Origin of the sequence: Steroidobacter sp. (genome assembly GCF_036406195.1) — a bacterium.
Classification (GTDB): domain Bacteria; phylum Pseudomonadota; class Gammaproteobacteria; order Steroidobacterales; family Steroidobacteraceae; genus Steroidobacter.
This window is the reverse complement of sequence record NZ_DASWVW010000055.1, coordinates 37,482-61,064: the sequence shown is the minus strand read 5'-3', so window position 1 is coordinate 61,064 and position 23,583 is coordinate 37,482. Positions and strand designations below refer to the sequence as shown.

Here is a 23,583-nt window from a genome sequence, read left to right as displayed (position 1 = left end):
GAGCAACCAAGAACAATTCGTGTCGAGCAACGCGAATCCGTGGCGATTTTGTTCCTCGATCGGCCGAAGGCCGCCAATACGATCAACCTGCAGCTGACGATCGACGTGAACGACGCGTTGGACGAGCTGGATCGCGATCCGTCGGTGCGATGCATTCTGTTGACGGGCGCCGGCGATCGGCACTTCTGCGGCGGAGCGGACCTGCGCGAGATCGAGCAGTTGATCTCGCCCGAAGGTGTCGTCGGCGACAGTCGCCGCGACTTCATCAGTCACATTGAAGAAGTGTCGAAGCCCGTGATCGCCGTCATCAACGGCGCGGCGATGGGCGGTGGCTGCGAGATCGCGCTTGCATGCGATTTCCGGGTCATGGCTGACGATGCGCGTATCGGCTTGCCGGAAGTGTGCTTCGGTGCTCTGCCAGGCGGCGGTGGTACGCAGCGCCTGCCGCGCCTCGTCGGACTGGCCAAGGCGAAGGAGTTGATCCTCACCGGCAGGCAGCTATCCGCGGCCGATGCGCTGGCGATCGGGCTGGTGGACGGCACGGCGCCACGTGAACAGCTGATGGATGCCGCTCAGGCGATGGCGAATCAACTCGCCGACAAGGCACCCTATGCATTGGCGGCGGGCAAGCGCCTGCTCAATCAGGCGCTCGAGCTGCCGCTGTCCGAAGGACTCGCGCTCGAGCGGCGTGTCGTCCGCGACATGGGCACGCCGCAAGAGCGCGAAGAATTCCGAGAGCGCTCGAAGCGTGCAAGCCCCACTTACGAAAGCATCTTTTCCCCCAAGGCAGGCGCGAATCGCTGAGAACGAAAAACGTGAGCACAGAAATACTGAACTTGCAGGGCCGCGTGGGTGTCATCACCGGCGCGGGTCAAGGCATCGGGCGTCAGATCGCCTTGCATTTCGCGCAGAACGGCGCGGGCGGCGTCGTCGTGAACGACTTCAATGCGCAACGTGCGCAGGCCGTCGCTGAAGAAGTGCGTGAGCTCGGCTGTCGCGCGCTCGCCATCTCGACCGACGTGACCGACCGGCCGGCCGTGCATGATATGATCCAGCGCGCTTCGAAAGAGCTCGGCCCCATCGACATTCTGGTGAACAACGCCGGAAACATGGGCGCCGAACCTGAGAAAGTGGAGCGCGCGCCGTTCTGGGCGGCGTCGCAGGAAACTTGGGATGCGTTTCTCGACGTCAATCTCTACGGCGTCATCAACTGCACGAGTGCAGTCCTTCCAGGGATGATCGAGCGCAAGCGGGGCCGGTTGATCACGATCGTCTCCGACGCGGGCCGGATCGGCGAGCCCGGGCTCGAGATCTATTCGGCCGCGAAGGCGGGCGCCGCCGGTTTCATGCGCGCCGTTGCGCGATCAACGGGCCGGCACATGATCACGGCGAACAGCGTGTCGATCGCGACGACGCGTACTCCGGGGGTCGCCGATGTCACCGAGGACGCGGAGCGGGCCAAGCGCATGCTGGCACTCTACACGATCCGCCGCTTCGGCGAGCCGAGCGATATCGCCAACATGGTGTTGTTCCTTGCATCGGACGCATCGAGCTGGATCACGGGCCAGACCTATCCGGTGAATGGCGGCCTGTCGTTCGGACTCTAAAAAACTCGAGTGTTCGTTGTTCAGCTCGCGCTGCGAGTACGAGGGGGATAGCGTGGAGAAACAAGACTTTTATCGGCATGCGCGCCACGACAAGACCGGACCGTACGACGGCCTGGTCGTCATCGAGGTGACGACGTCCTGGGCCGGACCGATGGCCGGGTGTCTGCTCGCCGACTTCGGTGCGCGCGTCATCAAAGTCGAGCATCCGATGGGCGAGGTGATGCGTCGTCTGCCGCTGGGCTTTCCAGGCTCGAAGCTCATGATTCAGCACGAGACGGTGAACCGGAACAAGCAGAACGTCTCGCTGAACCTGCAGACGCCGGCGGGCAGGGAGGTCTTTCTCAAGCTCTGCGCCAAGGCCGATGTCGTGATCGAGAACTTTCGTCCGGGCACGCTCAGCTCGTGGGGCGTGGGTTACGGCGATGTGGCGAAGATCAAGCCGGACATCGTCTACGTCTCGATCAGCGGCTTCGGCCAGTTCGGACCGTTGTCCGACCGCGCCTGCTACGACCCGATCGCGCAGAGCTACTGCGGCTGGACCTCGTTGAACGGCGATCCGGACGGCGGGCCGATGAAGGCGCCGACGTTCCTCGGCGACGACCTCGCCGGTCTGCACGGCGCTCTTGGCGCGATGGCGGCGCTACGTCATCGGGATCAAACCGGCGAAGGCCAGCATGTCGATGTGTCGCTGATCGACAGCCTGCTGCACACGAGCAACGGACACCTCACGGCGGGCGCGTTGGGCTTGCCGATCCCGAAGACGGGCAACGAATACCTGATGGCGACACCGGTGAACGAATACCGCTGTACCAACGGCCACGTCTTCACCGGGATGCTGCTCGATTCTCACTGGGCCGTGCTGGCGCCGCTCATGGGTCACCCCGAGCTCGCTCACATGAAAGTGCCCGAGCGCCTCGCGCGTCGTGCCGAAGTCAATCGGCTCGTGAGCGAATGGTGCTCGCACCAGACGGTCGAGTCCGTGGTGGAAACGCTCGCGGCGCACGGCATCGCCGCGACACGCATCAACACATTCCAGGATGTGGCTGGCGAGGCGCACGTTGCAGCCCGCGACATGCTCCAGACCGTGCGGCTCTCCGATGGAACCGAGGCACCGTTGACCGGACCTTCCATCAAGTTCTCTCGCACTCCGACACGCATCCGGAATGCAGCGCCGCCGGTGGGTCAGCACAACGCAGAGATTCTCGCAGAGCTCGGCTATTCGCAGGCCGAGATCGAACGGTTGATCAGCGAGCAGCGGAACTGAGCCGACAGCCCGCAGGCCGCTTCGAGGCTGGCGGGCATATGCATTCGACAAAACAGACTCGCATCTTCGCCGCAGCGGCGAGCGCGACAGTGGTCCCTTGAGGAGTCAGCAGTAATGACATCGAATTCAGCACAGAAACTGTCCCCCGCACAGGGCGATCAGCCGACTTCCGGTCCGGAGCTCGTGAGACGTGCGCGCGAGCTCTCGTCGATGCTCGCGGCGCAGGCTCATGAGGCCGAGCGGCTACGCAGGCCGACGGACGAGGTCATCGAGGCATTGGCGAAGGCGGAGATCTTCAACCTGATGACTCCGCGCGTGTATGGCGGTCTGGAGCTCGATCTCGATACGTTCTTCGATGTCGGTCTTGCGCTGAGTGAGGGCGACGGCTCGATGGGCTGGGTGGCGAACTTCTATATCGAGCATGTCTGGCTCTTCGCTCTGTTTCCCGAGGCGTTTCAGCGTGAACTGTTCGCGGACAGGAGCTATGTGCTCGCCCCGGCGATGCTCTCGCCGACCGGCGAGGTCAAGGAGGTGAAAGGCGGCTGGCGCTTGAACGGCCGTTGGTCCTGGAGCACCGGCATCATGCACGCCGATTGGGTGATTCCCGCGGCGATCATGACCGGTCCCGACGGCAAGCGGGCGCCGATGTTCTTCGCGTTGCCGCGCTCGGAGGTCAAGGTCGAGGACACATGGTTCGTGGATGGAATGCAGGGCACGGGCAGCAACGACGTGCTGATCGAAGATGCATTCGTTCCCGAGGGGCGCATTCTGTCGTTCGCGGATTTGATTGCGGGCGAGGCGCCCGGCGCGGCGATCCACGCAAGTCCGCTCTATAGAACGCCGATGCTGCCTGTGCTCGGTCTTTCCGCGGCGATGCCGGCACTGGGTCAGGCGAGAACGTGTGTGCGGATTTTCCGCGAGCGCCTCGAAGAGCGATTGGCATCCCGCTCGCCTGCGGCGCGACGCGTCGGCCCGGCGAGCCAGATGCGGCTCGCTCGCGCCGAGGTGGAGGTGCAGCAGGTCTACTTGCTGCTCAAGAATCTCGTCGCGGAAGTGTGCGAGCTGCGCAATCGCGCCACGCGCGTGGATAGAACACGCTGGGCGACACAGCTGGCCTATGCCGTGCATCAGAGCAAGAGCATCGTCAGCTACGTGTGCGAGGCGAGCGGTGCAACCGCTCACTTCCAGACGCATCCGATGCAGCGGGCGGCGCGCGATGTCAATGTCATCGGCTCTCACATCGTGTTCGATCTCGATGCGCGCCTGGAGCTGCATGGCGCGGCGTTGCTCGGTCAGGAGATTCCGGGAATCCTGGTCTGATGTGGATTTCGTCCGCGGCACGCAGAGGTTGAGAGCAGAGGGTGGATCGATGGCGGCAGTCGAAATCGAGATTCGTGAGTCGATCGCAATTGTGACGCTCAACCGCCCCGAGCGGTTGAATGCGATGGATCCGGAAATGGCGGTCCGGCTCATCGATGCATACGAGCAGATTCGAAGCTCGGATGACGTGCGCGTCGCGGTCATGACGGGTGCGGGCGATCGTGCGTTCTGTGCCGGCGGAGATCTCGACGCAACCATTCCGTTGATGACCGGCGCGCGCGCGCCGGCGACGGAATGGGAGCGGCGTTGGCTCGAGGTGCGCGGTTCCGGCGGCCCCTTCAAAACGGATGTCGGCAAGCCGCTCATCAGCGCCGTCAACGGCCATGCGATCGCCGGCGGCATGGAGCTCGTCATGAACAGCGACATACGGATCGCCGTTCCCGAAGCGAAGTTCGGCATTCCCGAAGTGAAGGTCGGGCTGTTCCCCGGCGGCGGCTCGAGCGTACGGCTGCCGAATCAGATTCCGTATGCGCGCGCACTCGAGCTGTTGCTCACGGGCGATACGATCACGGCCGCGCAGGCGCTCGAGTACGGCTTTCTGAACTACGTCGTGCCGGCATCGGGCCTCATGGAGAAAGCGCTGGAGATCGCTACCCGCATCGCCGCCAATGGCCCGTTGGCCGTGCGCGCGGTTCGAGATTCGGTGCGCGCATGTCGCGGCCTTCCCGAGGCTGAGGCACTCGCGATCGAAGCGGAGTTCTCGGCTCGCGTGCATCGAACCGAAGACGCCGTGGAGGGACCGCGAGCATTCCTCGAAAAACGCTCGCCGGTGTTCAAAGGCCGGTGATGCCAACTCGGATCACGAGCGCGCGGGCACTCGCCAGGTCCAAATAGCTGTCTGTGGAGAGGGGTCAAGTGAGCAACAAAGTCGAGGGTCTGCATCATCTCGCCATCGCGACCGCAAACATCAAGGTGCAGATCGAATTCTTCACCGACAAGCTCGGCATGGAGCTGGTGGCGTTGTACTGGATGCATGCAGCGAAGGACACGTGGCACGGGTTCCTGCGTTTGAACGACGAGAGCTCCGTCGCGTTCGTGCAGCACCCGAAGATCGCGCAGATCCCGGCGCAGTTCGGCGTGACTCACGCGGGGCATCCCACCGCGATCAGCGCCGGAGGCACCATGCAGCATCTGGCGCTCAAGGTAAAAAGCCGCTCCGAGCTGCTTGCGATGCGCGATCGGCTGCGCTCCAAGGGCGTGCCGGTGCTCGGGCCCGTCGATCATGGCTTCTGCGAGTCGATCTACTTCGCGGGGCCCGAAGGACTGTCTCTCGAGCTCGCATGCTCGGACGCTGCCATCGATCCAGGATCCTGGATCGATCCGGATGTCGTGGCTCGCGCCGGCATCAGTGCGGAGGAGCTCGAACGCTACAAACGTCCTGCGCGTTATGAGGATCAGGGCGGGGCCGTCGCGCAACCTGATGCGAGCGCGCCAGGTCCGCACATGACGAACTATCCGCAGGGTGTGTACGAGAAACTGATCGCGCTGTCCGACCAGGCGATCTGGGATGCGAGCGAAGCCGAACCGCCAGTGAGCAAGAAGCAATGAGCAGCCGCAAAGGCCCACTTTCGGGCATTCGAGTCGTCGAGCTGGCCGGGCTGGGTCCGGCCCCGTTCGGCGCCATGCTGCTCGCCGACATGGGCGCTGAAGTCGTTCGCATCGATCGCACACAGGGCGGTGTGGGCATCGGCCTGAAGACACAGTACGACGTGCTGGCGCGTGGTCGGCAGTTCGTGCGCGCGGACCTCAAGCATCCGCGAGGCAAAGAGACGGTGCTGCGCCTGATCGATCAGGCCGACGTATTGATCGAAGGATTCCGTCCCGGCGTGCTCGAGCGGCTCGGCCTCGGGCCCGATGTGCTGCTGGCGCGCAATCCGCGCCTGGTCATCGGCCGCATGACCGGTTGGGGCCAGGATGGACCTCTCGCTCAGCGCTCCGGTCACGACATCAATTACATCGCGCTCGCCGGCGCATTGTTCAGCATCGGGCAAAAGGACGGTCCGCCCGTGGTGCCGTTGAATCTCATCGGAGATTTCGGCGGCGGTGGCTTGCTGCTCGCGTTCGGCGTGCTATGTGCGCTGCTCGAGGCCCGAATCTCGGGTCACGGTCAGGTCGTGGATGCGGCGATGGTCGACGGCGCCGCGCTGCTCACCGCCGGCGTGCATGCGATGCTGGCACAGGGTCTTTTCAGAGAAGGCCGTGGCGAAAGCATTCTGAACGGAGGTGCACCTTTCTATGGCGTGTACGAGTGCGCGGACGGCGAATTCGTCACGATCGGTGCCCTCGAGCCGCAATTCTATGAAGAGCTGATGGCCCGGCTTCAGCTCGACCCCGCGATTTTTGCGGACCGGCACCCGCGCAACTGGTCGAAGCAGCGAAGCACGCTCGCCGCCGTATTCAAGACGCGCACGCGCGACGAGTGGTGCGATGTCCTGCAGGACACGGACATATGTTTCGCTCCCGTGCTGCGTATGAGCGAAGCGCCGAATCATCCCCACAACCGTGCGCGTGGTGTCTTCACCGAGGTGAATGGACTGGTGCAGCCGGTTCCTGCGCCTCGATTCAGTCGCACGAGCGCGACCGTCAACGCCCCGGCAGCGGCACCCGGCACTCACACGGATGATGTTCTATCGCGTTGGGGGTTTGCACCGGGCGAGATCGCCGAGCTTCACGCAGCAGGCGTGATCGCCGGCCCCAATGACCACAAATGAATAGCGATCCCAGATGAATCAGGGCGAACTCAGGCGAGCCTTCGGGCTCTTCGCGACGGGTGTTACGGTCGTTACGGGCATGAATGCCCAAGGTCAGCCCGTCGGAGTGACGGCGAATTCGATGACGTCGGTATCGCTCGATCCGCCGCTGCTCCTTTGGTGTCTCGCGAACAAGAGCGGCAGCCTCGGCGCGTTCGCGCTCGATTCGCCGTTCGCCGTTCACGTACTGTCGGAGAGTCAGGCTGATGTCGCCCTGCATTTCGCCCGCTCCGGCAGCAACAAGTTCGCGGCGGATGTCGCACGGGACGAAACCAAGCCTCCCGTCATCGATGCGGCGCTCGCGCGCATCACGTGCCGCGTCGTGGCACTGCATGCTGCTGGCGATCACACGATCATCCTCGGGCAGGTCGACGCCGTCGAGTCGCGCAATACGCCGCCATTGCTGTTTCACGCCAGCCGTTTCGGGCGCTTCTCACCGGCGCAGGACGAGCCGTGGAGCCTCCTCGTCGACATGTGGTCCTGAATCGCGCCGCACTCGTCTCGTCTCGTAGTAATGGCATCGACGCCGGTCGTCCGGAGAATTCGAGCTCCCTCGCGAAGCGCAAGGCGCGCCAGTTGTTTTGCATATTTCACCGGAGCCGCCGAGGCAGTCTGACATGTCGATAAAGACCCGCTTTACCGAGTTGATGGGCATTGAACACCCGATCGTGCAAGGTGGCATGCAGTGGGTGGGACGCGCGGAGCTTGCGGCCGCGGTTTCGAATGCCGGCGGGCTCGGCATCATTACCGCCTTGACGCAGCCGACTCCGGAAGCTCTCGTCGAGGAAATCGAACGTTGCAGGTCGCTCACGCAGAAGCCATTCGGCGTGAATCTGACCCTGCTGCCGACGATCAACCCGCCGCCTTACGCCGAGTATCGGCGCGCCATCATCGAAAGTGGCGTCGGCATCGTCGAAACGGCCGGCGCCAAACCGCAAGAGCATGTAAGCGACTTGAAGGCGCACGGCATCAAGGTGATCCACAAGTGCACGTCGGTTCGGCATGCGCTTTCCGCCGAGCGACTGGGCGTCGATGCGATCTGCATCGACGGCTTTGAATGTGCCGGTCATCCTGGAGAGGATGACGTGCCCGGGTTGGTGCTGATTCCGGCAGCCGCCGACAAGTTGAGCGTCCCGATCGTTGCGGCCGGCGGCTTCGCGGATGGTCGCGGTCTGGTAGCGGCGCTTGCGTTGGGTGCGCAAGGGATCACGATGGGCACGCGCTTCTGCGCAACGAAGGAGGCGCCAATCCACGATCGCGTCAAGCAGCTCCTCCTCGATGGCGACGAGCGTAGCACCAACCTCATCTTCCGCAGTCTGCGCAACACGGCGCGGGTCGTGAAAAACAGGGTGTCGGATCAGGTGGTCGAGATCCTCGCGCGACCCGGCAGCACGTTTGACGATGTCGCGCACTTGGTGCGTGGGAGCGGCGGGCGAGAGGCGCTGGAGACCGGAAATATCGATGCCGGGTTGGTGTGGGCCGGACTGTCACAGGGCTTGATTCGTGACATCCCCACCGTCGCCGAGCTGATCGGCCGAATCGTCGACGAGGCGGGAGATATCGTTCGCGGTCGATTGAGTATCGCCGTTCGTGGTTGATCGGCCCGGTTGCATGGCGATTTGACCGTCGAGAGTCCGTGGCGGGTCGCCAAGAGCGAGTTCAATGCTCGTGGCGCTACGCCCTCGAGCGCAGTCGTGGCAGCTCGCGTTGCAGGGTCGCGATGGCGGCATCGATTTCCGCTGCGGTCGTGAACCGGCCGAGGCTGAAGCGCAGCGAGCTGTGCGCCAACTCATTGGTTCGGCCCATCGCCTGCAAGACATGTGATGGCGCATCCGAACCGGAGGAGCAGGCGGAGCCCGCCGAGACGGCGAGGTCGCGTAACGCGAACTGAAAACTTCCACCCGTGACGCCGTGAAACGAGACGTTCAGGACATTGGCGACCTGATGACGGGGATCGCCGTTCAATTCGACGCCACCGAGTGCCTGAATGCCCGCCCAGAGGCGGTCCCGTAGCTCGCGGATTCTGGCGCTGTCGTCAGCCATGTCGGCGACCGCCACCGACAGCGCCGCTCCCATGCCGACAATCTGATGGGTCGGGAGCGTTCCCGAGCGCAAGCCGTATTCCTGGCCGCCGCCGAAGAACAGCGGCTGCAGGCCAAGCCCCGGCGAACGGCGCATATACAACGCGCCGATGCCCTTGGGGCCGTAACACTTGTGCGCCGTCAACGACATGAGATCGATGCATGCCGACCCGACGTCGATCGGCAGCTTGCCCGCGCTCTGAGCCGCATCGACATGAAACACGACGCCGCGCTCTCGACAGGCCCGCCCTACAGCGGCCACGTCCTGAATGACGCCGATCTCGTTGTTCACGTGCATGAGCGATACCAGTATGGTGTCCGCACGGAGCGCGTCGATGACCTGCGCCGGGTCGACTGCCCCCGACGGGCCGGGTCTGAGATACGTGACTTCGAAGCCTTCGCGCTCCAACTGCCTGAGAGGATCGAGCACGGCTTTGTGCTCGGTCGCAGAGGAGATGATGTGCCGTCCGCGTCCGCGATTGAAACGCGCCGAGCCGAACAGCGCCAGATTGTTCGATTCAGTGGCCCCCGAGGTCCAGATGATGGCAGCGGGTGGGGCGCCGATGGCCTTCGCGACTTGAGCTCGCGCGGCTTCGACGAGGCTGCGTGCGCGTCGTCCATGTTCATGTCCGCTGGACGAAGGATTGCCGTGCGCACCTTTCGCGCCGAGGCATTCGATCATGCGCTCGGCGACTCGGGGGTCGATGGGCGTGGTGGCGGCGTAATCCAGATAGATGGGAAGTTCGGTGGTCATGGCGAAGTGTCGAGGGTTGGCGTTGCTGAGAGTGTGCGCAGTGCCCGGCCAATATGTTTTTCCACGGCGCTGATCGAGATGCCGTAGCGCGCAGCCATGGATTTGATGGACGCGCTTTCGAGGCGTGTGGCGAAGATGATGTCCCTGGTCCGCGCCGGCAGGGTGTTGAGCGCGGCCTGCGCGGCTTGCGCTGCCTCGCGCGCCAGCAAGATTCGCAACGGCGACCGGTCGTCGTGGGGATGGTCTTCATGAGTCAGCTCGCGATGCAAGCTGGCACAGCGGCTCCGCGCGCGGCGGCGTCGATCGACCATCACGGCATTCGCGACCTGGAATAGATACCGCTTCGGAAACTCCACCGTCCGCGACAGCTCGCATTGGAGCAATCGCAGGTAGACATCCTGGACACAGTCGTCCGTTTCGCTGGCCGCCCAACGATGTCGCAAGTAACCGCGCAGCTGTGGCTCGTAGGGCAGCATGCGATCGAGCAACTGCGCGTGCCGTGGCTGGTTGCGGCGGTCGGCCGCTGGATGAAAATGCAATTGCCCGCCGCTTGCCGGCATGCCTCGAGCCCCATGTTTTCGAGCGTCGCATGGAAACATGTTGGCGTTGAAAAATCCTTACCGAAGTTTGCCGAATCCGGGCCAGTCTTGGGATGTTCATCCACCGCAAGTCCGTCGAGTTGCAATTTCGATCTGGCTTGCAGCATGCTGCTGCAAACGCGGCGATGTCGGCGCGGCCGCGAGGTCCGTTTCCGGAAGAGGGCGAATGTCGAGCAAGGTCAGTCTGGACGAAGCGGATATCCGCATTCTGCGCGTGATGCAGGAAGACGCGACGCTGTCGGTTGCGGCGATCGCCGATCAGGTTCATCTGTCTCACAACGCCTGCTGGCGCCGGATCAAGCGTCTGGAACAGGCGGGTGTGATCAGTCGACGCGTGACGCTGCTCGATCCTGCGGCACTGGGGCTCGATATGACGGTCTTCGTGACCATCCGGGCGAGCGAGCACTCGGAGGAATGGTTGCAGGGCTTTGCAAAGGTGGTGAGATCGATCCCCGAGGTGATCGAGTTCTATCGCATGACCGGCGACATCGACTATATGCTGAAGCTGCGAGTGCAGAACATCACGGCCTATGACGCGGTCTACAAGCAGCTGATCAAGGCGGTGCGGCTGACGGATGTGAGCGCTGCGTTCGCCATGGAGGAGCTCAAGCACACTACGGCGCTGCCGCTGCGGAGTGCGGAATAAAACCGACCAGTGCGCCGGAAGCCACGGCAAGTGCGCTGTACGCCAGATCGAAGCTCATTTGCCGAAAGCATCCAGTGGAATTTTCAGATAGCGGATGCCGTTGGTCTCCGCTTGGGGCAGTCGGCCGCCGCGAATGTTGACCTGGATGGCGGGCAGTAGCAGTTGAGGAACCGACAGCGTGGCGTCACGCTGCTCGCGCATCAGCGCGAAATCCGCTTCGCTGACGCCATCGCGTACGTGGATGTTGTCGCTGCGCTGTGCACTGACGGTCGTCTGCCACGCATAGCTATCGCGGCCCGGAGCCTTGTAGTCGTGGCCAACGAAGATCCGGGTGCTGGCCGGCAGGGCGAGCAGGCGGCGGATCGAGCGATAGAGTCGACGTGCGTCGCCGCCGGGGAAATCGGCGCGGGCGGTGCCATAGTCGGGCATGAAGATCGTATCGCCAACGAACACCGCATCGCCGACCACATACGCCACGTCGGCGGGAGTGTGCCCGGGTACATGCAGGACCGTGGCCGTCAGTTGCCCAACGTTGAACCTGTCGCCATCGTCGAACAGACGATCGAACTCGCGCCCCTCGGTGGGCGCCATGTTGAAGAGCGCTCCGAAGGCTCGTCCGACATGAATGATATTGCGTCCGATCGCAAGTTGTCCGCCCAGGAGCGAATGCAGATAGGGTGCGGCGGAGAGGTGATCCGCGTGTGCGTGCGTTTCCAGCAACCATTCCACCGACAGCGCTTGCTGCTCGACGTAGGTGCGGATGGCTTGCGCCGAGCGAGTGGCGGTTCGCCCCGAAGCGGGGTCGTAGTCCAGCACGCTATCGATGATCGCCGCCGCTTTCGTCGCAGGGTCGTGGATGACATAGCTCGCCGTGCAGGAGGGTTCGTGAAAGAACGCCTGCACGATCGGCGAGCCCGGCCGTGCGGTCCGGATGGTCTCGGCAGCCTGCGCCAGTATTGAGTCGCTCATGACCCTCGAGACGCAAGCGGTCGAGCGAACCGCACTGCTGCAATGAAACTTTATTCAGTCTCCGGACAACATCGAGCGACTGGCCGCGGATGTGCGTGCGTTCATCGCTGCGCCGCCGCCCCGGATGGCGCAGTAGCGCAGCACGCGGCATGCCACCGCGCGTGCGACGGGATTTTCTCATGCTCCGGCTGTGCAGTGGCATCGAATGCGGAAGGCCGGCAGATCAAATGAAGCGCGTGTGCAGCGACCCAGCGGCGTACTCCGCTCGGCAAATCGTTTCGAGGAGCAGGTCGCGGTTGGTTTTCACGCCGTCGATCATGAGGGCAGCAAGCGCGGCGCGCATCCGTTCGATCGCTTCGGAGCGCGTGAAACCGTGTGCGATGACTTTGGCAAGCATTGGATCGTAATGGATCGACACGCGATCGCCGGCGCAATATCCAGCATCGATGCGCACACCGGTAGCCTCGGGGAGTGTCATTGTTTTGATGAGGCCAGGGGAGGGGAGAAAGCCCCGCGCTGGATCTTCAGCGCAGAGTCGACATTCGATGGCATGGCCGCGGGGTCGCAGCTGACGCAGTTGCTCCTCGCTGATCTCATCCAGTTCGAGCGCCAGCTGAGCTGCGACGAGATCGACACCGTAGACTTCCTCGGTAATCGGATGCTCGACCTGGATGCGGGTATTCATCTCGAGGAAGTAGAACTCACCCGAATGGGTGTCATAGATGAACTCGATTGTGCCCGCGCCGCGGTAACGTACCTTGCTCGCCAGTGCGAGGGCTGCCTGCGCCATGGCAAGGCGCGTGACTTCAGATAGTCCGGGGGCGGGCGTCTCCTCGATGATCTTCTGATAGCGGCGCTGAATCGAGCAGTCGCGTTCGCCGAAATGCAGCACGCGGCCATCGCCGAATCCGAAGACCTGGACTTCGATATGCCGGGCCCGTTCCACGTATCGCTCGAGATAGATACCTCCATCCCCGAACGAGCGCTGCGCAAGGTGGCTGGTCGTTGCCGCGGAGGTCTGTAATTGCTCCGGCCGATCGACGCGGTTCATGCCGATGCCGCCGCCGCCGGCGGCAGCCTTGACCAGCAATGGGAAACCCACACCTTCAGCGGCACGGATCAGTCCGCGACCGTCGAGATCGACGCGGCCGGTACCGGGAACGACCGGCACGCCCGCATCGATCGCAACAGCTCTCGCGCGCGCCTTGTCGCCCATCAAGACCATTTGCTCGGGTTCGGGGCCGATCCAAACCAGTCCCGCCGCCCGAACGGCCGCGGCGAATTCAGCGTCTTCGGACAGGAATCCGTAACCAGGATGAATCGCGCCTGCGCCGCTAGCGATGGCCGCTGCGATGATCCGCTGCACATCCAGGTAGCCATCGCCGGGTTTTGCGCCGGCGACGGAAACGCTCGAATCGGCAAGCGATACATGCATGGCACTCGCATCCGCCGCGGAGTGGATGGCGATACTGCGCAGCCCGAGCGATCGGCAGCTGCGGATGATTCGACAGGCGATCTCGCCCCGATTCGCGATCAGCACGCTCTGGAAACGTCGTGCCGCTGGTGATTGCCGCGGCCCGGCGGAGGAGATGTTCGTCATCGAATCACCACGCCGACCAACCCGCATCGACTGCGATCGTAACCCCGTGAACGGCATCCGCATCCTCCGAGGCCAGGTAGACGGCTGTTCCCGTCAGCTCCTGTGGCTGCAGGAAGTCGCGGCCCGTCGGCGTCATCGCGCGCATCTGCGCCATGTAGGCTTCCATGTCGGGACCTCGCAGGTGTGCGTTGAGCGGGGTTGCGATGTTGCCCGGCGCGAGCGAGTTGACGTTGATGTTGTAGCGACCGAGCTCGACCGCGAGTGCTTTCGTCAGGTTGACCAGGCCGCCCTTGGCTGCGCAGTAAGCCGGGCAGTTGGGGCCGGCGCCCAGTCCCCAGATCGAGGAGACGTTGACGACTTTGCCGCGACCCTTGCGACGGAATTCCGGCAGCGCGGCGCGTACCAGGAAAAAGGCTCCCTTGAGATTGAGGTCGAGCTGCTCGTCCCAGATCTCCTCCGTCGTCTGCTCCACCGGCACGGTCCGGAACACACCCGCGTTGTTCACGAGGATGTCGACGGTCCCATGACTCTCAATGACAGCCGCCACGAGCTGTTCGATCTCGGCCACTTTGGAGCAATCTGCTCGTACTGCGATCGCTCGACCGCCGTTCTCGACGATCTTGTTTACTACGCGCGTGGCATTCTCGGCGCTGCGTGCATAGTTGACGACGACCTTGGCGCCCTCGGCGCCATAACGAATCGCAATTGCCTCGCCGATGCCCTGAGACCCACCGGTAACGATCGCAACCTTATCTTTCAAACGCATGCTTCTCTCCATTGCCGTTCACAGGATCTCAAGCGAGATTGGTCAGAACGGCGCGCAAGGTCGCACCGATTTCATCGATCTGTGCCGGCTCGATGACCAGTGGCGGCGACATCACCAGCATTCGTGGAACGCCGTCCGGCTGCTTATCGGCCACGCGATCCGTCGTGGATCATTGAAGCGTAAGGCCGGCGCGCGTGGATACCAAAGCTCGCGCACTCGCGCCAGGCGTCGCCGTGACGACCTGGAAGCACCGGTACACGATACTGGCCATCATCCTGGTCACGTACCTGATCTCGTATCTCGATCGAATGGTGATGGCCACCGCCATTCCATTCATCGCCGCCGACCTGCAGCTTTCGCCCATGGCCATGGGGCAGACGTTGAGCGCATTCTTCGCGGGCTATGCACTGATGCAGATTCCGGGCGGCTTGCTGGCCGATCGGTTCGGACCACGCCTGGTTCTCACCGCGAGCATTGCTCTGTGGTCGGTCATGACGGCGATGACGGGCATGGCTGCGGGGCTGATGGCCATGCTGATCATCCGAGTGCTGTTCGGCGTGGCGGAGGCGCCATGTCCCACCGCCATCTCCAAGGCGGTATCACAGTGGTTTCCCACACGTGAGCTGTCGCGAACGACCGGATTGCTGGTGGGAGCCACCGCGGTCGGCGCCAGCGTCGCACCGATTTTCGTCGTGGCGCTGATCGCCAACTGGGGATGGCGTGCCGTGTTCTATTCGCTGTTCGTGCCGGGAGTCGTGCTGGCGCTGGTCGTCTGGCGCTATGTCACGAACTCACCGGCCGAAAGCCGGCATGTCACGGCACAGGAGCTCGCCGATTACGACGACGAGCGCTCCATGGAACATGCCCCGCTCAAAGCTTCTCTCATGCAGTCCTTGCGGACTACTGCGGTACTGTGGTGCGCGGCGAGTTTTTTTCTGGTGGGGATGACCAACTGGGGCCTGCTGACCTGGATTCCCTCCTATCTGTTGCAGGCACGAGGATTCAGCGCGGAGAAGATGGGGTACTTCGCTTCGCTCATCAACCTGGCAGGCGCCGTTGGTTTCTCGTTGGGTGGCTATCTGTGCGACAAGTACTTCCGCCACAACATGGGATTGCTGATCTCGATCGGCGCGGTGCTCAGCGGCGCTACGACATACTTTGCCGCCACGGCCGCGAGCGGAGAATGGGCCGCAGTTTGTTTCGCGGCTGCACTACTCACGAGCGGCTTCGCCATCACACCGATTCTGACGTTGCCTCTGATCGTCGTGCCCAAACATGCGGTGGGCGGGGCCTTCGGCATCGTCAACACGGCCGGCCAGCTGGCCGGGCTGTGTTCGCCGCTGCTCATCGGCTACTTGCTCGATCTGACCGGGGGCAACTACCGGTTCGTTCTCTACTCGCTGGTGGCCTGTTCGTTGAGCGCCCTTCTTCCGATCTTGAACATTCGCTACTCTCCAGGCGGTCCGGATGCCAAGGGGAAGCATTGAGCTGCTCGCCATGAACATCGCAACGAGCGTTACCATTGCCGATCTCAACGTCTATCCCGTGAAGTCGTGCCGCGGTATCCCGCTGGACGCGGGTGAGGTGCGCGCCACCGGCTTCGATGGCGATCGTCACTGGATGATCATCAACGACAAGGGGCGATATCTTTCCCAGCGGGAGCTGCCTCGCATGGCGCTGATCGCGCCGGAAATCACGACGAGCGGGTTGACGCTGAATGCACCGGGCATGCCACAGCTGGATATCACATCCGGTTCGCAGAGCGCCGCCATCGAAGTCACGGTGATGATGGATCGCTGCAGGGCCTTCCATTGCGGAGATGCGGCCGCGCAATGGCTGACGCAGTTTCTCGGCAGGCCGGTCAGGCTGGCGCGTTTCGATGCAACCTGTACGCGTGCAGTCCACCCGTCGCTCTGGAAGGGAGATATCGATTCGATAGTCGAGTTCTGCGACGCGTTCCCGTTCCTGATCATTTCGGAAGCCTCGCTGGATGACCTGAACGCCAGACTGCCTTCACCGCTGCCCATGAACCGTTTCCGGCCAAGCATCGTGCTGCGCGGCTTGCAGCCGTACGATGAGGATCGAATTCACGCGCTCGTGGTTGGCGATGTCACGTTACGACTGGTCCGATCTTGCACTCGCTGCGTCATCACCACCACGGATCAGTCTGCCCCCGCTTGGAAGGCAAGCAGGCGTATCGGGCGACAAGTCATCGCCGGTGTGGCACGAGTTCAAGGCACCCGCGTGATCGGGCCGCAGACAGGGTGGATCGGGTGATGGCCGGTCACCTACGGCGATCTCCTCGAACAGCACGCCGCTGCCGCAGTTGTATGTAATCGAAGCAGGAAGATGCTATCTCAGCTCGAAGCTCCAGCATCATGTGGTGCTCCCGTGCTCTGTTTGTCGGTTCTGCATCGTTCATACGCAATGCATCTGCTGAGTGCGTTGCGCACCGACCCTTGTGTTCCAACCATCATCATCGGTTTCCGGTTTCCGGGAGACGCGTCGCGAGCACCATGCATGCACTCCCACGCAGCGTCGGCGCGGGCGGCTCACGTGGGCGCGTCCGCGATCAAGGCCGCGCGTTCCGCGCGGGCACTACCGCGCGCAGGTCTTGACCATCGGCGACTCATGGGAGCCCGGCAATCGGTAGCTATGTCTGCACCGTTTGAATATTGTTCGGGAGGCAGGGGCCTTGACCGCGAATGGATGCGATGCGCGACCGATTGCGTAGGCTTGCGACGATCTGAGACAGTGTCATATCGCCATCACCCGCGACTACATGCGAAAGGGACTTTCGCTTCGGATCGCGACACGTGAATTTGCTAGAAGCCGTCAGTTTCGCGCGTAACGGAGTTGTCCATCTCCGGAAGACACTCGCACGCGAATGGAGCCGTTGTCGGCTGGCTCGGACGCGAATGTGCGAGGATGAGATGGACGCTGCCAAGATCGGGCATGAAAGTAAGCCGGTGAGTGTCTCGCCGGTCCGCTATGTTCTTTTACCGCTTGCACAGTCGGTGACTGGCTATACGGTTAAGGCCATGGAACGGAAGATCGAGCGCGGGGACTGGCAAGAAGGGAAGGTGTGGAGACGAGCCCCGGATGGACATATCTGTATCGATCTTCTGGGCTATGAGAGATGGATTGAAGGTCGATGAATCGGCGCGCGCGATGGGAGTAGCAGCGTCCATTCGGCAGCAGATGGCGCAGAACGTTTTGAGGCTGAGGGGTGCATTCACGCGGAGGATGGGTTCAGTATGGGCAGAAAGTCTCAGAGTGGAGGAGTAAAGGCGAAGGGACGCAATCGTATTGAGTTCACCATTTTCTACCAAGGCAAGCGTTATCGGCCGACCTTGGAGCGCACGCCCTCGGAAGCAAACCTGCGACGCGCGCGACTACAACTGGTCGACATCAATCGTCGAATAGCGGCGGGAAATTTTGTTTTTGCCGAGGAGTTCCCGGACTATCGTTACCTGGACGAATTCGCGCAGGAAAATGAGAAGCTGCAGAAGGCGACCTGCGGGGAGGTCTTTGATAGGTTCATCGCTCACTGCTCGATGCGGGTCGACATGAACGATATGGCGTACTCTTCCATGAGAGGGTACGAGAAGATTCTGGATGCAGTGTGGCGCCCACTGATCGGCGACGAGGAGTTCGAAGGTATCGTTTATTCGCGCTTGGCGGAAATCGCGGCCGCTCATACAACCAAGAAGAAAACATACAACAACGTGGTGAGCGCATTACGATGCGCCTTCGACTTTGGTTACAAGGATCATCCTGAAAAGCACAATCCAGCATCGGGGCTCACGACGTTCCGCATCCAGAAAAAAGATCGGCCGCCGATCGACCCGTTTACGATTCAGGAAGGTGAGCTGATCGTCGCCGCCTCGCATGAGGAATTCGGGCTGGCTCACGGCAACTACGAGGAGTTTCGTTTCTTCACGGGGCTGCGCCAGTCAGAGCAGATTGCGCTGACCATCCAAGACTGCGACCTGACGGCAGGCAAGATCAGTATCAACAAGGCAGTCGTATATCGCAAACACAAGAATCGCACCAAGACCGGGGTGGATCGCGAGATCGCGCTTTGCGGTCGCGCCTTCGATGTTTTGAAGCGTCAACTCTCGCTGCGAGAAGAGCTACGCCGAGTTGGGAAAATTGATCACGACCTCGTGTTCTTCGACGCGGACGGCGCGCCGATTATCAACCTGTCGTATCCATATCGACGGTGGGGCTACGTGCTGGAATCGCGGAAGGTGCGTTATCGGGAGCCGTACAACGCTCGCCACTCATGCGTCAGCTGGCGGCTCATGGCCGGGCACAACGTCATGCTGGTGGCAGAGGAAGATGGCCACAGTGTGGCGACGATGCTGAAAACGTATGCAGCGTGGACGAAGGGCGCCACCCCGGCGGACGTTGAGATCATCAAGCGCGCGATGGAGCGCTCGCCATTTCCGCCGTCATTGGGACCATCGCCCGGTGCTCCGCGGTTCAGCGGATTCGATGGAATTCGTCCCCCTCAGTCCTCGGAATTTGCCACCAAACTGCCACCACGGCGGAGTGAGGGAAGGCTAAGTTCGCGAAAACAAAGGAAAAAATTGGTGGAGGCGGCGGGAATCGAACCCGCGTCCGCAAGCACTACGCTACAGGACCTACATGCTTAGCCCATTCTTTGTATCTCGCCGGGCGCTACCCGAAGGGCAGGGAAGACGCACGACCAGCTGCAGAGCGTTTTAACGAGGCGGCCTGGAGCACACCGACTCGCGAGCTTGTGAGCGCGTCCCCCAATCTGGATGCACAAGCACATACCAGGCGGAGGTTAGGCGGGATTAAGCCGCCAGAGCGTAGTTGTCGTCGTTTGCAACTATAAGTTTGTAAGCAGTTTAAGGAGTTACCTACAACTCCGCATGCACCTGGAGTTTCGCCACCCACGTCGAAGCCGGTCGCCCCCGTAAGGTGTCGCCACTCTTGGCAACGGTGGCTAGTGTAAGGGCAATCTGGCGGATCTCAAGGGTGCAGCGGCTATTGATTCGAGCAAAGGGTCACAATAAGCGCGCCAAACGCGCGGAACCGGCTGACTGCATGCGATCGCCGCGGGTTCCGCAACTGGACCGTGCCACCGAGCTTAACGCGAGTACCCGCGGACCCGCGTTCAGCGCTTCGTATGTTTCATCAAGCGCGACTTCTCGCGCTGCCAGTCACGATCCTTGGAGGTGGCGCGCTTGTCGTGCTCCTTCTTGCCCTTGGCCAGGCCGATGCGCAGTTTGGCGCGTCCCGCCTTCCAATACAGCTCCAGCGGCACCAGCGTGTAGCCCTTGCGCTCCACGGCGCCCACCAGTCGGTTGAGTTCCGCGCGGTTCAGCAACAGCTTGCGCGTGCGGATCGGGTCAGGAATCACATGCGTGGAAGCCGTGGGCAGGGGCGAGATGTGGGCGCCATAGAGGAAAGCCTCTGCGTTCTTCAGGAACACGTAAGCTTCCTTCAGTTGCACGCGCCCGGCGCGCAGGCTCTTGACCTCCCATCCCTGCAACTCCAATCCGGCCTCGTAGGTCTCCTCGATGAAGTACTCGAAGCGCGCCTGCCGGTTTTCGGCGATGGTCGGGTTGTCGTTGGCTTTCTGCTGCTTGCTCATAGAGTGCGCGGATTGTACCGTGCCGGCGCATGCGTGAAGTAACTCGAAGTGCCCTGGTTCCCTATACGGCCGAACAAATGTTCGCGCTGGTGGAAGACATTGAGCAGTATCCGCAGTTCGTGCCGTGGATTTCCTCGGCGAAAAAGCTGGAAAGCACACCGGACCAGGTCACCGGGCGGCTGGAAATGCAAAAGGCCGGGGTGCGTGAGGCGTTCACCACGCGCAATTTCCTGAAGCGCCCCACGGAAATGTTGATGACGCTGGTGGACGGCCCTTTCAAGACTTTCGAGGGCCGTTGGACGTTCACGCCGCTCGGCGATCGAGGCGTGAAGGTCGGACTCAGCGTCCGCTTCGAATTCGCCAACGCCATGCTGGGCATGCTGCTGTCTCGCACCTTCGAGAAGAACGTTGGCGAGATGATCGATGCCTTCGTCGATCGGGCTCGCGCCATTTATGGAAAAGATGCCCGAAGCTGAGTTGCTGCGCGTTCGCGTGGTCTACGCGCTGCCGGATCATCAAGCCTGTGTCGATCTGCAGTTGCCACCGGGCACGTCGTTGACCGAGGCCGTAACGCGCTCGGGACTGCTGCGAAAATTTCCGGAAGCCGCGGCGCGCCCTCTGAGCTGCGCCATTTTTGGCAGGGCAGTGCCGCTGACCTACGAGCTACGCGATGGCGACCGCATCGAAATCCTGCGGCCGCTGCTGATCGATCCAAAACAGAGCAGGCGGGAAGCGGCGGAGCGCACTCGCGCTCAATCGAAGGGACGGAAGTAGCGGGTGCCCGACTACTTCTCGACGGCCGCGGTCTTCACTTTGGGTTCCACCGTGTCTTTCGGCCGCTCGATGCGCTCGACCTTATCCGAAGCGTCGAAGAACACTATGAAGTGGCGTTGCCGCGGTTGGTCCCAGCGGCCCCGCTTGAGGTAATAGACATAGTCCCAGCGGTTGTTGACGAACGGGTCAGCGACCATGGGTGTCCCAAGCAGCGATCTCACCTGGACGCGTGTCATGCCCACGGCCACCCGGTCGATGTCCTCGCGGTCGAGAAAATTCCCTTGTTGAATATCGACGCGATGGACGCATCCAGACAGGCCCGCCGCGCCCAACAGGGCCGCGGCCAACGAGGCAAGAATTCGCACTCGAAAGTAGTTGATCTGTGTCATTTCGGGGTGGAGCATGCGGCGTGGCTGCGGGATAATGCGTCGGGATGATACTCAAAACCCGTCGAACTCGCAGCGGGATGCGCAGCGAGGGTCGATCTGAGGACCAAGCACGTGGAAACCAGCGATTTGCGCAAGGCCGGGCTCAAAGTCACGCTGCCTCGTATCAAGATTCTCGAAATTCTCGGCACGGCCACACCGCGGCACATGAGCGCGGAGGACATCTATAAGCACTTGCTCGAATCGCACGAGGACATCGGACTGGCCACGGTCTATCGCGTGCTGACGCAGTTCGAGGCCGCGGGGCTGGTGACCCGTCATCACTTCGAAGGCACCACGGCGGTGTTCGAGCTCAACGAGGGCCAGCACCACGACCACATCGTCTGCTTAGGTTGCGGCCGCGTCGAAGAGTTCATGGATGCGGGCATCGAGGAGAAGCAGCGACAGATCGCGGCCCGGTTGAAGTACGAGTTGAAGGATCACTCGATGATCCTGTACGGCTATTGCAGCCGGCCGGATTGCCCGGCCCGCAAGGGCCGCAATTAGAATTCCCGCAAGGGCTGCAATTAGCGCTCCCGCAAGGGCCGCAACTGACGGCTCGTTAGCGCCGGGCCGGCTTCTTCCGGGCTGGCGCGGCAGCCTTGGCGGGTGCCTTGTTCGCACCACCTGCGGCACTCTTGGCCGACGCCTTCGATGGCGCTGGCCGCAGCATCTCAGCGGCGTGTTCCCGGGCCTTGTCGGTGACGTTGATGCCGCCCAACATGCGGGCGATCTCTTCCACGCGTTCATCGTCAGTCAATGTGTGCAGGGCGGTGCGCGTGGTCTTGCCATCTGTGAGCTTGGTGACGCGCACATGCGCGTGAGCCTGGCTCGCAACCTGAGGTAAGTGCGTGACGCAGAGCGCTTGCGCTCGCTCGCCCAGGGTTCGCAACTGACGCCCCACGATCTCGGCCACGCCGCCGCCCACGCCAGCATCCACTTCGTCGAACACCAGGCAGGCCAGTGAGCCGGCGAGGGCGTCGGTCTGCACGGCGGCCACCTGAATGGCCAGGCTGATGCGCGACAACTCACCGCCTGAGGCGACCTTGGCCAACGGCCGCGGCGGCTGCCCCGGATTGGCGCTCACCAGGAACTCGACGTCATCGGCGCCATTCACGCCGGGCGACTCGGCGGGACGCACGTCGATCTGAAATTTCCCGCCCGGCATGCCGAGCGTTTGCATCAACGCGGTGATGCTCTCACCCAGGCTCCGTGCGGCGGACTTGCGTGCGCTCGTGAGCTTGTCGCAGGCGGCTCGAAACTTCTTCTGGGCTTCATCGAGCCGCTTTTCGATCTGCGCCATCGATGCTTCCAGCGAATCCAGGCGCTGAAACTCCTGCTGCAACTCGGATTGCAGCGCGAGCAGGCCATTGAGCTCGACGCGGTGCTTGCGCGCGATGGACTCCATCGCTGCGAGTCGTTGCTCGACCCATTCCTGACGCGCCGGATCGGCATCGAGATCGGACTCATAGCGTTCCACCGATTCGACGCCTTCGCGCAGTGCGATCAGGCTTTCCTCGATCAGTTGCGCCATCGGCGCGAACTTCGGATCGAGATCGCGGACATGCCGCGCGGTGGTCAGCGCTCGTGAGATGACCTGTTCGGCACTCACATCGTCCGCTTCACGCAGCAATTGCATGATCTCGCGCGCGCTCGAGGCGAGCCGTCCACGCTGTGACAATCGTTGCCGCTCGGCGCTTAGCTCTTCGCTTTCTCCTTCCTTGAGATCGAGCGCTTGCAGCTCGCTCAAGTGATAGCGCAGCAGTTCGAGCCGCGCTTCACGATCTTGTGCCGATGCGGCGGCGAGATCGCGCTCTTCTTTCACTTCTGATAGAGCGCGCCACGCGGTAGCGACCGCGTTCAGCAACTCTCGGTGCTCGCCGCTTTGATCGAGCAGCTCGCGCTGCGCGGCCCGGCGCACCAGCGACTGATATTCCATCTGGCCGTGCACGTCGACGAGCGTCTCGCCAAGCTGTCGCAGCGCCTGCACGGGCATCGCTTGTCCATTGACATACGCGCGAGAGCGGCCGTCCGCCGCGATCACACGGCGCAACACGCATTCGCCTTCATGTTCGATGGACTGGTCGGCGAGCCAGGCATGCGCGGCCGCGTTCTTTTCGATCGCAAACGTCGCCGAGACCTCGGCGCGTTCGGCGCCATGACGAACGACTTCAGCGCCGGCGCGCCCGCCGGCGGCAAGCAGCAGGGCGTCGACGAGAATGGACTTGCCCGCGCCGGTCTCGCCGGTGAGTACCGTCAAACCCGGGCCAAGCTCCAGCTCGACCGCGTCGATGATGGCAAAGTCGCGGATCTGAATATGAGTAAGCATCTTCGCTTCG

General features: G+C 62.6%; 24 protein-coding genes, 1 other RNA gene and 1 pseudogene. 16 read left to right on the top strand and 10 right to left on the bottom strand.

The window, feature by feature from the left end:
- The first annotated feature begins 39 nt into the window (after window positions 1-39).
- The 9 genes from VGE08_RS20960 (at window position 40) to VGE08_RS20920 (ending at window position 8,599) form a co-directional block, all read left to right on the top strand.
- Window positions 40-804 (top strand): enoyl-CoA hydratase/isomerase family protein, encoded by a 765-nt coding sequence (locus VGE08_RS20960; RefSeq protein WP_331069869.1) that lies wholly within the window; start codon window positions 40-42, stop codon window positions 802-804.
- A gap of 11 nt (window positions 805-815) precedes the next feature.
- A complete protein-coding gene (locus VGE08_RS20955; RefSeq protein WP_331069868.1) occupies window positions 816-1,607 on the top strand; it encodes an SDR family NAD(P)-dependent oxidoreductase in 792 nt (263 codons plus the stop codon).
- 52 nt (window positions 1,608-1,659) lie between these two features.
- The gene (locus tag VGE08_RS20950) at window positions 1,660-2,871 is read left to right on the top strand and encodes a CoA transferase (protein ID WP_331069867.1); all 1,212 of its coding nucleotides are present in this window, start codon (window positions 1,660-1,662) and stop codon (window positions 2,869-2,871) included.
- Window positions 2,872-2,985: 114 nt separating this feature from the next.
- Window positions 2,986-4,191: a hypothetical protein gene (locus VGE08_RS20945; protein WP_331069866.1), complete on the top strand. Its 1,206-nt coding sequence runs from the start codon at window positions 2,986-2,988 to the stop codon at window positions 4,189-4,191.
- Between the two features lie 49 nt (window positions 4,192-4,240).
- Window positions 4,241-5,038, top strand: coding sequence for an enoyl-CoA hydratase/isomerase family protein (locus VGE08_RS20940; protein ID WP_331069865.1), 798 nt, complete (start codon window positions 4,241-4,243; stop codon window positions 5,036-5,038).
- 68 nt (window positions 5,039-5,106) lie between these two features.
- The gene (locus VGE08_RS20935; RefSeq protein WP_331069864.1) at window positions 5,107-5,799 is read left to right on the top strand and encodes a VOC family protein; all 693 of its coding nucleotides are present in this window, start codon (window positions 5,107-5,109) and stop codon (window positions 5,797-5,799) included.
- Complete coding sequence (locus VGE08_RS20930) at window positions 5,796-6,962, top strand: CaiB/BaiF CoA-transferase family protein (protein WP_331069863.1); 1,167 nt, start codon at window positions 5,796-5,798, stop codon at window positions 6,960-6,962. Before VGE08_RS20935 ends, VGE08_RS20930 begins: the two co-directional genes overlap by 4 nt.
- 13 nt (window positions 6,963-6,975) lie before the next feature.
- Window positions 6,976-7,485 carry a flavin reductase family protein gene (locus VGE08_RS20925; protein ID WP_331069862.1) on the top strand — a complete coding sequence of 170 codons (510 nt, stop codon included), beginning with the start codon at window positions 6,976-6,978 and terminating at the stop codon, window positions 7,483-7,485.
- A gap of 133 nt (window positions 7,486-7,618) precedes the next feature.
- A complete protein-coding gene (locus VGE08_RS20920) occupies window positions 7,619-8,599 on the top strand; it encodes a nitronate monooxygenase family protein (RefSeq protein ID WP_331069861.1) in 981 nt (326 codons plus the stop codon).
- 76 nt (window positions 8,600-8,675) lie between these two features.
- Here the strand turns inward: VGE08_RS20920 and VGE08_RS20915 are convergent, their stop codons facing one another.
- Both VGE08_RS20915 and VGE08_RS20910 read right to left on the bottom strand, forming a co-directional pair.
- A complete protein-coding gene (locus VGE08_RS20915; RefSeq protein ID WP_331069860.1) occupies window positions 8,676-9,836 on the bottom strand; it encodes an aminotransferase class V-fold PLP-dependent enzyme in 1,161 nt (386 codons plus the stop codon).
- Window positions 9,833-10,396, bottom strand: coding sequence for an RNA polymerase sigma factor (locus VGE08_RS20910; RefSeq protein WP_331069859.1), 564 nt, complete (start codon window positions 10,394-10,396; stop codon window positions 9,833-9,835). The genes VGE08_RS20915 and VGE08_RS20910 overlap by 4 nt, the downstream gene beginning before the upstream one ends.
- A 205-nt stretch (window positions 10,397-10,601) precedes the next feature.
- On the opposite strand from VGE08_RS20910, the gene VGE08_RS20905 reads away from it, so the two are divergent.
- Entirely contained in the window at window positions 10,602-11,081 is a 480-nt protein-coding gene (locus VGE08_RS20905) for an Lrp/AsnC family transcriptional regulator (protein WP_331069858.1), read from the top strand.
- A 54-nt stretch (window positions 11,082-11,135) separates the two neighbouring features.
- Here VGE08_RS20905 and VGE08_RS20900 read toward each other — a convergent pair whose 3' ends face one another.
- The 4 genes from VGE08_RS20900 to VGE08_RS20885 form a co-directional block, all read right to left on the bottom strand.
- Window positions 11,136-12,050 (bottom strand): MBL fold metallo-hydrolase, encoded by a 915-nt coding sequence (locus tag VGE08_RS20900; protein ID WP_331069857.1) that lies wholly within the window; start codon window positions 12,048-12,050, stop codon window positions 11,136-11,138.
- Between the two features lie 223 nt (window positions 12,051-12,273).
- Window positions 12,274-13,650: an acetyl-CoA carboxylase biotin carboxylase subunit gene (locus VGE08_RS20895; protein WP_331069856.1), complete on the bottom strand. Its 1,377-nt coding sequence runs from the start codon at window positions 13,648-13,650 to the stop codon at window positions 12,274-12,276.
- A 4-nt stretch (window positions 13,651-13,654) separates the two neighbouring features.
- Window positions 13,655-14,416 (bottom strand): glucose 1-dehydrogenase, encoded by a 762-nt coding sequence (locus VGE08_RS20890; protein ID WP_331069855.1) that lies wholly within the window; start codon window positions 14,414-14,416, stop codon window positions 13,655-13,657.
- A gap of 28 nt (window positions 14,417-14,444) precedes the next feature.
- Window positions 14,445-14,570 carry a hypothetical protein gene (locus VGE08_RS20885; RefSeq protein WP_331069854.1) on the bottom strand — a complete coding sequence of 42 codons (126 nt, stop codon included), beginning with the start codon at window positions 14,568-14,570 and terminating at the stop codon, window positions 14,445-14,447.
- 40 nt (window positions 14,571-14,610) lie between these two features.
- Between VGE08_RS20885 and VGE08_RS20880 the strand changes: the two genes are divergently transcribed.
- From VGE08_RS20880 to VGE08_RS26640, 3 genes and pseudogenes are all read left to right on the top strand, one after another.
- On the top strand, window positions 14,611-15,903 hold the full coding sequence (locus VGE08_RS20880; protein WP_331069853.1) for an MFS transporter: 1,293 nt from the start codon (window positions 14,611-14,613) through the stop codon (window positions 15,901-15,903).
- A gap of 10 nt (window positions 15,904-15,913) precedes the next feature.
- Complete coding sequence (locus VGE08_RS20875; protein ID WP_331069852.1) at window positions 15,914-16,693, top strand: MOSC domain-containing protein; 780 nt, start codon at window positions 15,914-15,916, stop codon at window positions 16,691-16,693.
- A gap of 980 nt (window positions 16,694-17,673) precedes the next feature.
- A pseudogene (locus VGE08_RS26640) lies at window positions 17,674-18,744 on the top strand (Arm DNA-binding domain-containing protein); the annotation flags it as partial.
- 268 nt (window positions 18,745-19,012) lie between these two features.
- On the opposite strand, the gene ssrA reads toward VGE08_RS26640, so the two are convergent.
- Window positions 19,013-19,364, bottom strand: a transfer-messenger RNA (tmRNA) gene (ssrA, locus tag VGE08_RS20860).
- Window positions 19,365-19,565: 201 nt separating this feature from the next.
- A complete protein-coding gene (gene smpB, locus VGE08_RS20855; RefSeq protein ID WP_331069849.1) occupies window positions 19,566-20,045 on the bottom strand; it encodes an SsrA-binding protein SmpB in 480 nt (159 codons plus the stop codon).
- A 29-nt stretch (window positions 20,046-20,074) separates the two neighbouring features.
- Here smpB and VGE08_RS20850 point away from each other — a divergent pair, with 29 nt between their 5' ends.
- Window positions 20,075-20,521, top strand: coding sequence for a type II toxin-antitoxin system RatA family toxin (locus tag VGE08_RS20850; protein ID WP_331069848.1), 447 nt, complete (start codon window positions 20,075-20,077; stop codon window positions 20,519-20,521).
- Window positions 20,499-20,819, top strand: coding sequence for an RnfH family protein (locus VGE08_RS20845; protein WP_331069847.1), 321 nt, complete (start codon window positions 20,499-20,501; stop codon window positions 20,817-20,819). Before VGE08_RS20850 ends, VGE08_RS20845 begins: the two co-directional genes overlap by 23 nt.
- 11 nt (window positions 20,820-20,830) lie before the next feature.
- Here VGE08_RS20845 and VGE08_RS20840 read toward each other — a convergent pair whose 3' ends face one another.
- Complete coding sequence (locus VGE08_RS20840) at window positions 20,831-21,223, bottom strand: outer membrane protein assembly factor BamE (RefSeq protein WP_331069846.1); 393 nt, start codon at window positions 21,221-21,223, stop codon at window positions 20,831-20,833.
- Window positions 21,224-21,319: 96 nt separating this feature from the next.
- Here VGE08_RS20840 and fur point away from each other — a divergent pair, with 96 nt between their 5' ends.
- Entirely contained in the window at window positions 21,320-21,751 is a 432-nt protein-coding gene (fur, locus tag VGE08_RS20835) for a ferric iron uptake transcriptional regulator (RefSeq protein WP_331069845.1), read from the top strand.
- Between the two features lie 55 nt (window positions 21,752-21,806).
- Here fur and recN read toward each other — a convergent pair whose 3' ends face one another.
- On the bottom strand, window positions 21,807-23,573 hold the full coding sequence (gene recN, locus VGE08_RS20830; protein ID WP_331069844.1) for a DNA repair protein RecN: 1,767 nt from the start codon (window positions 23,571-23,573) through the stop codon (window positions 21,807-21,809).
- Between the last annotated feature and the right edge of the window lie 10 nt (window positions 23,574-23,583).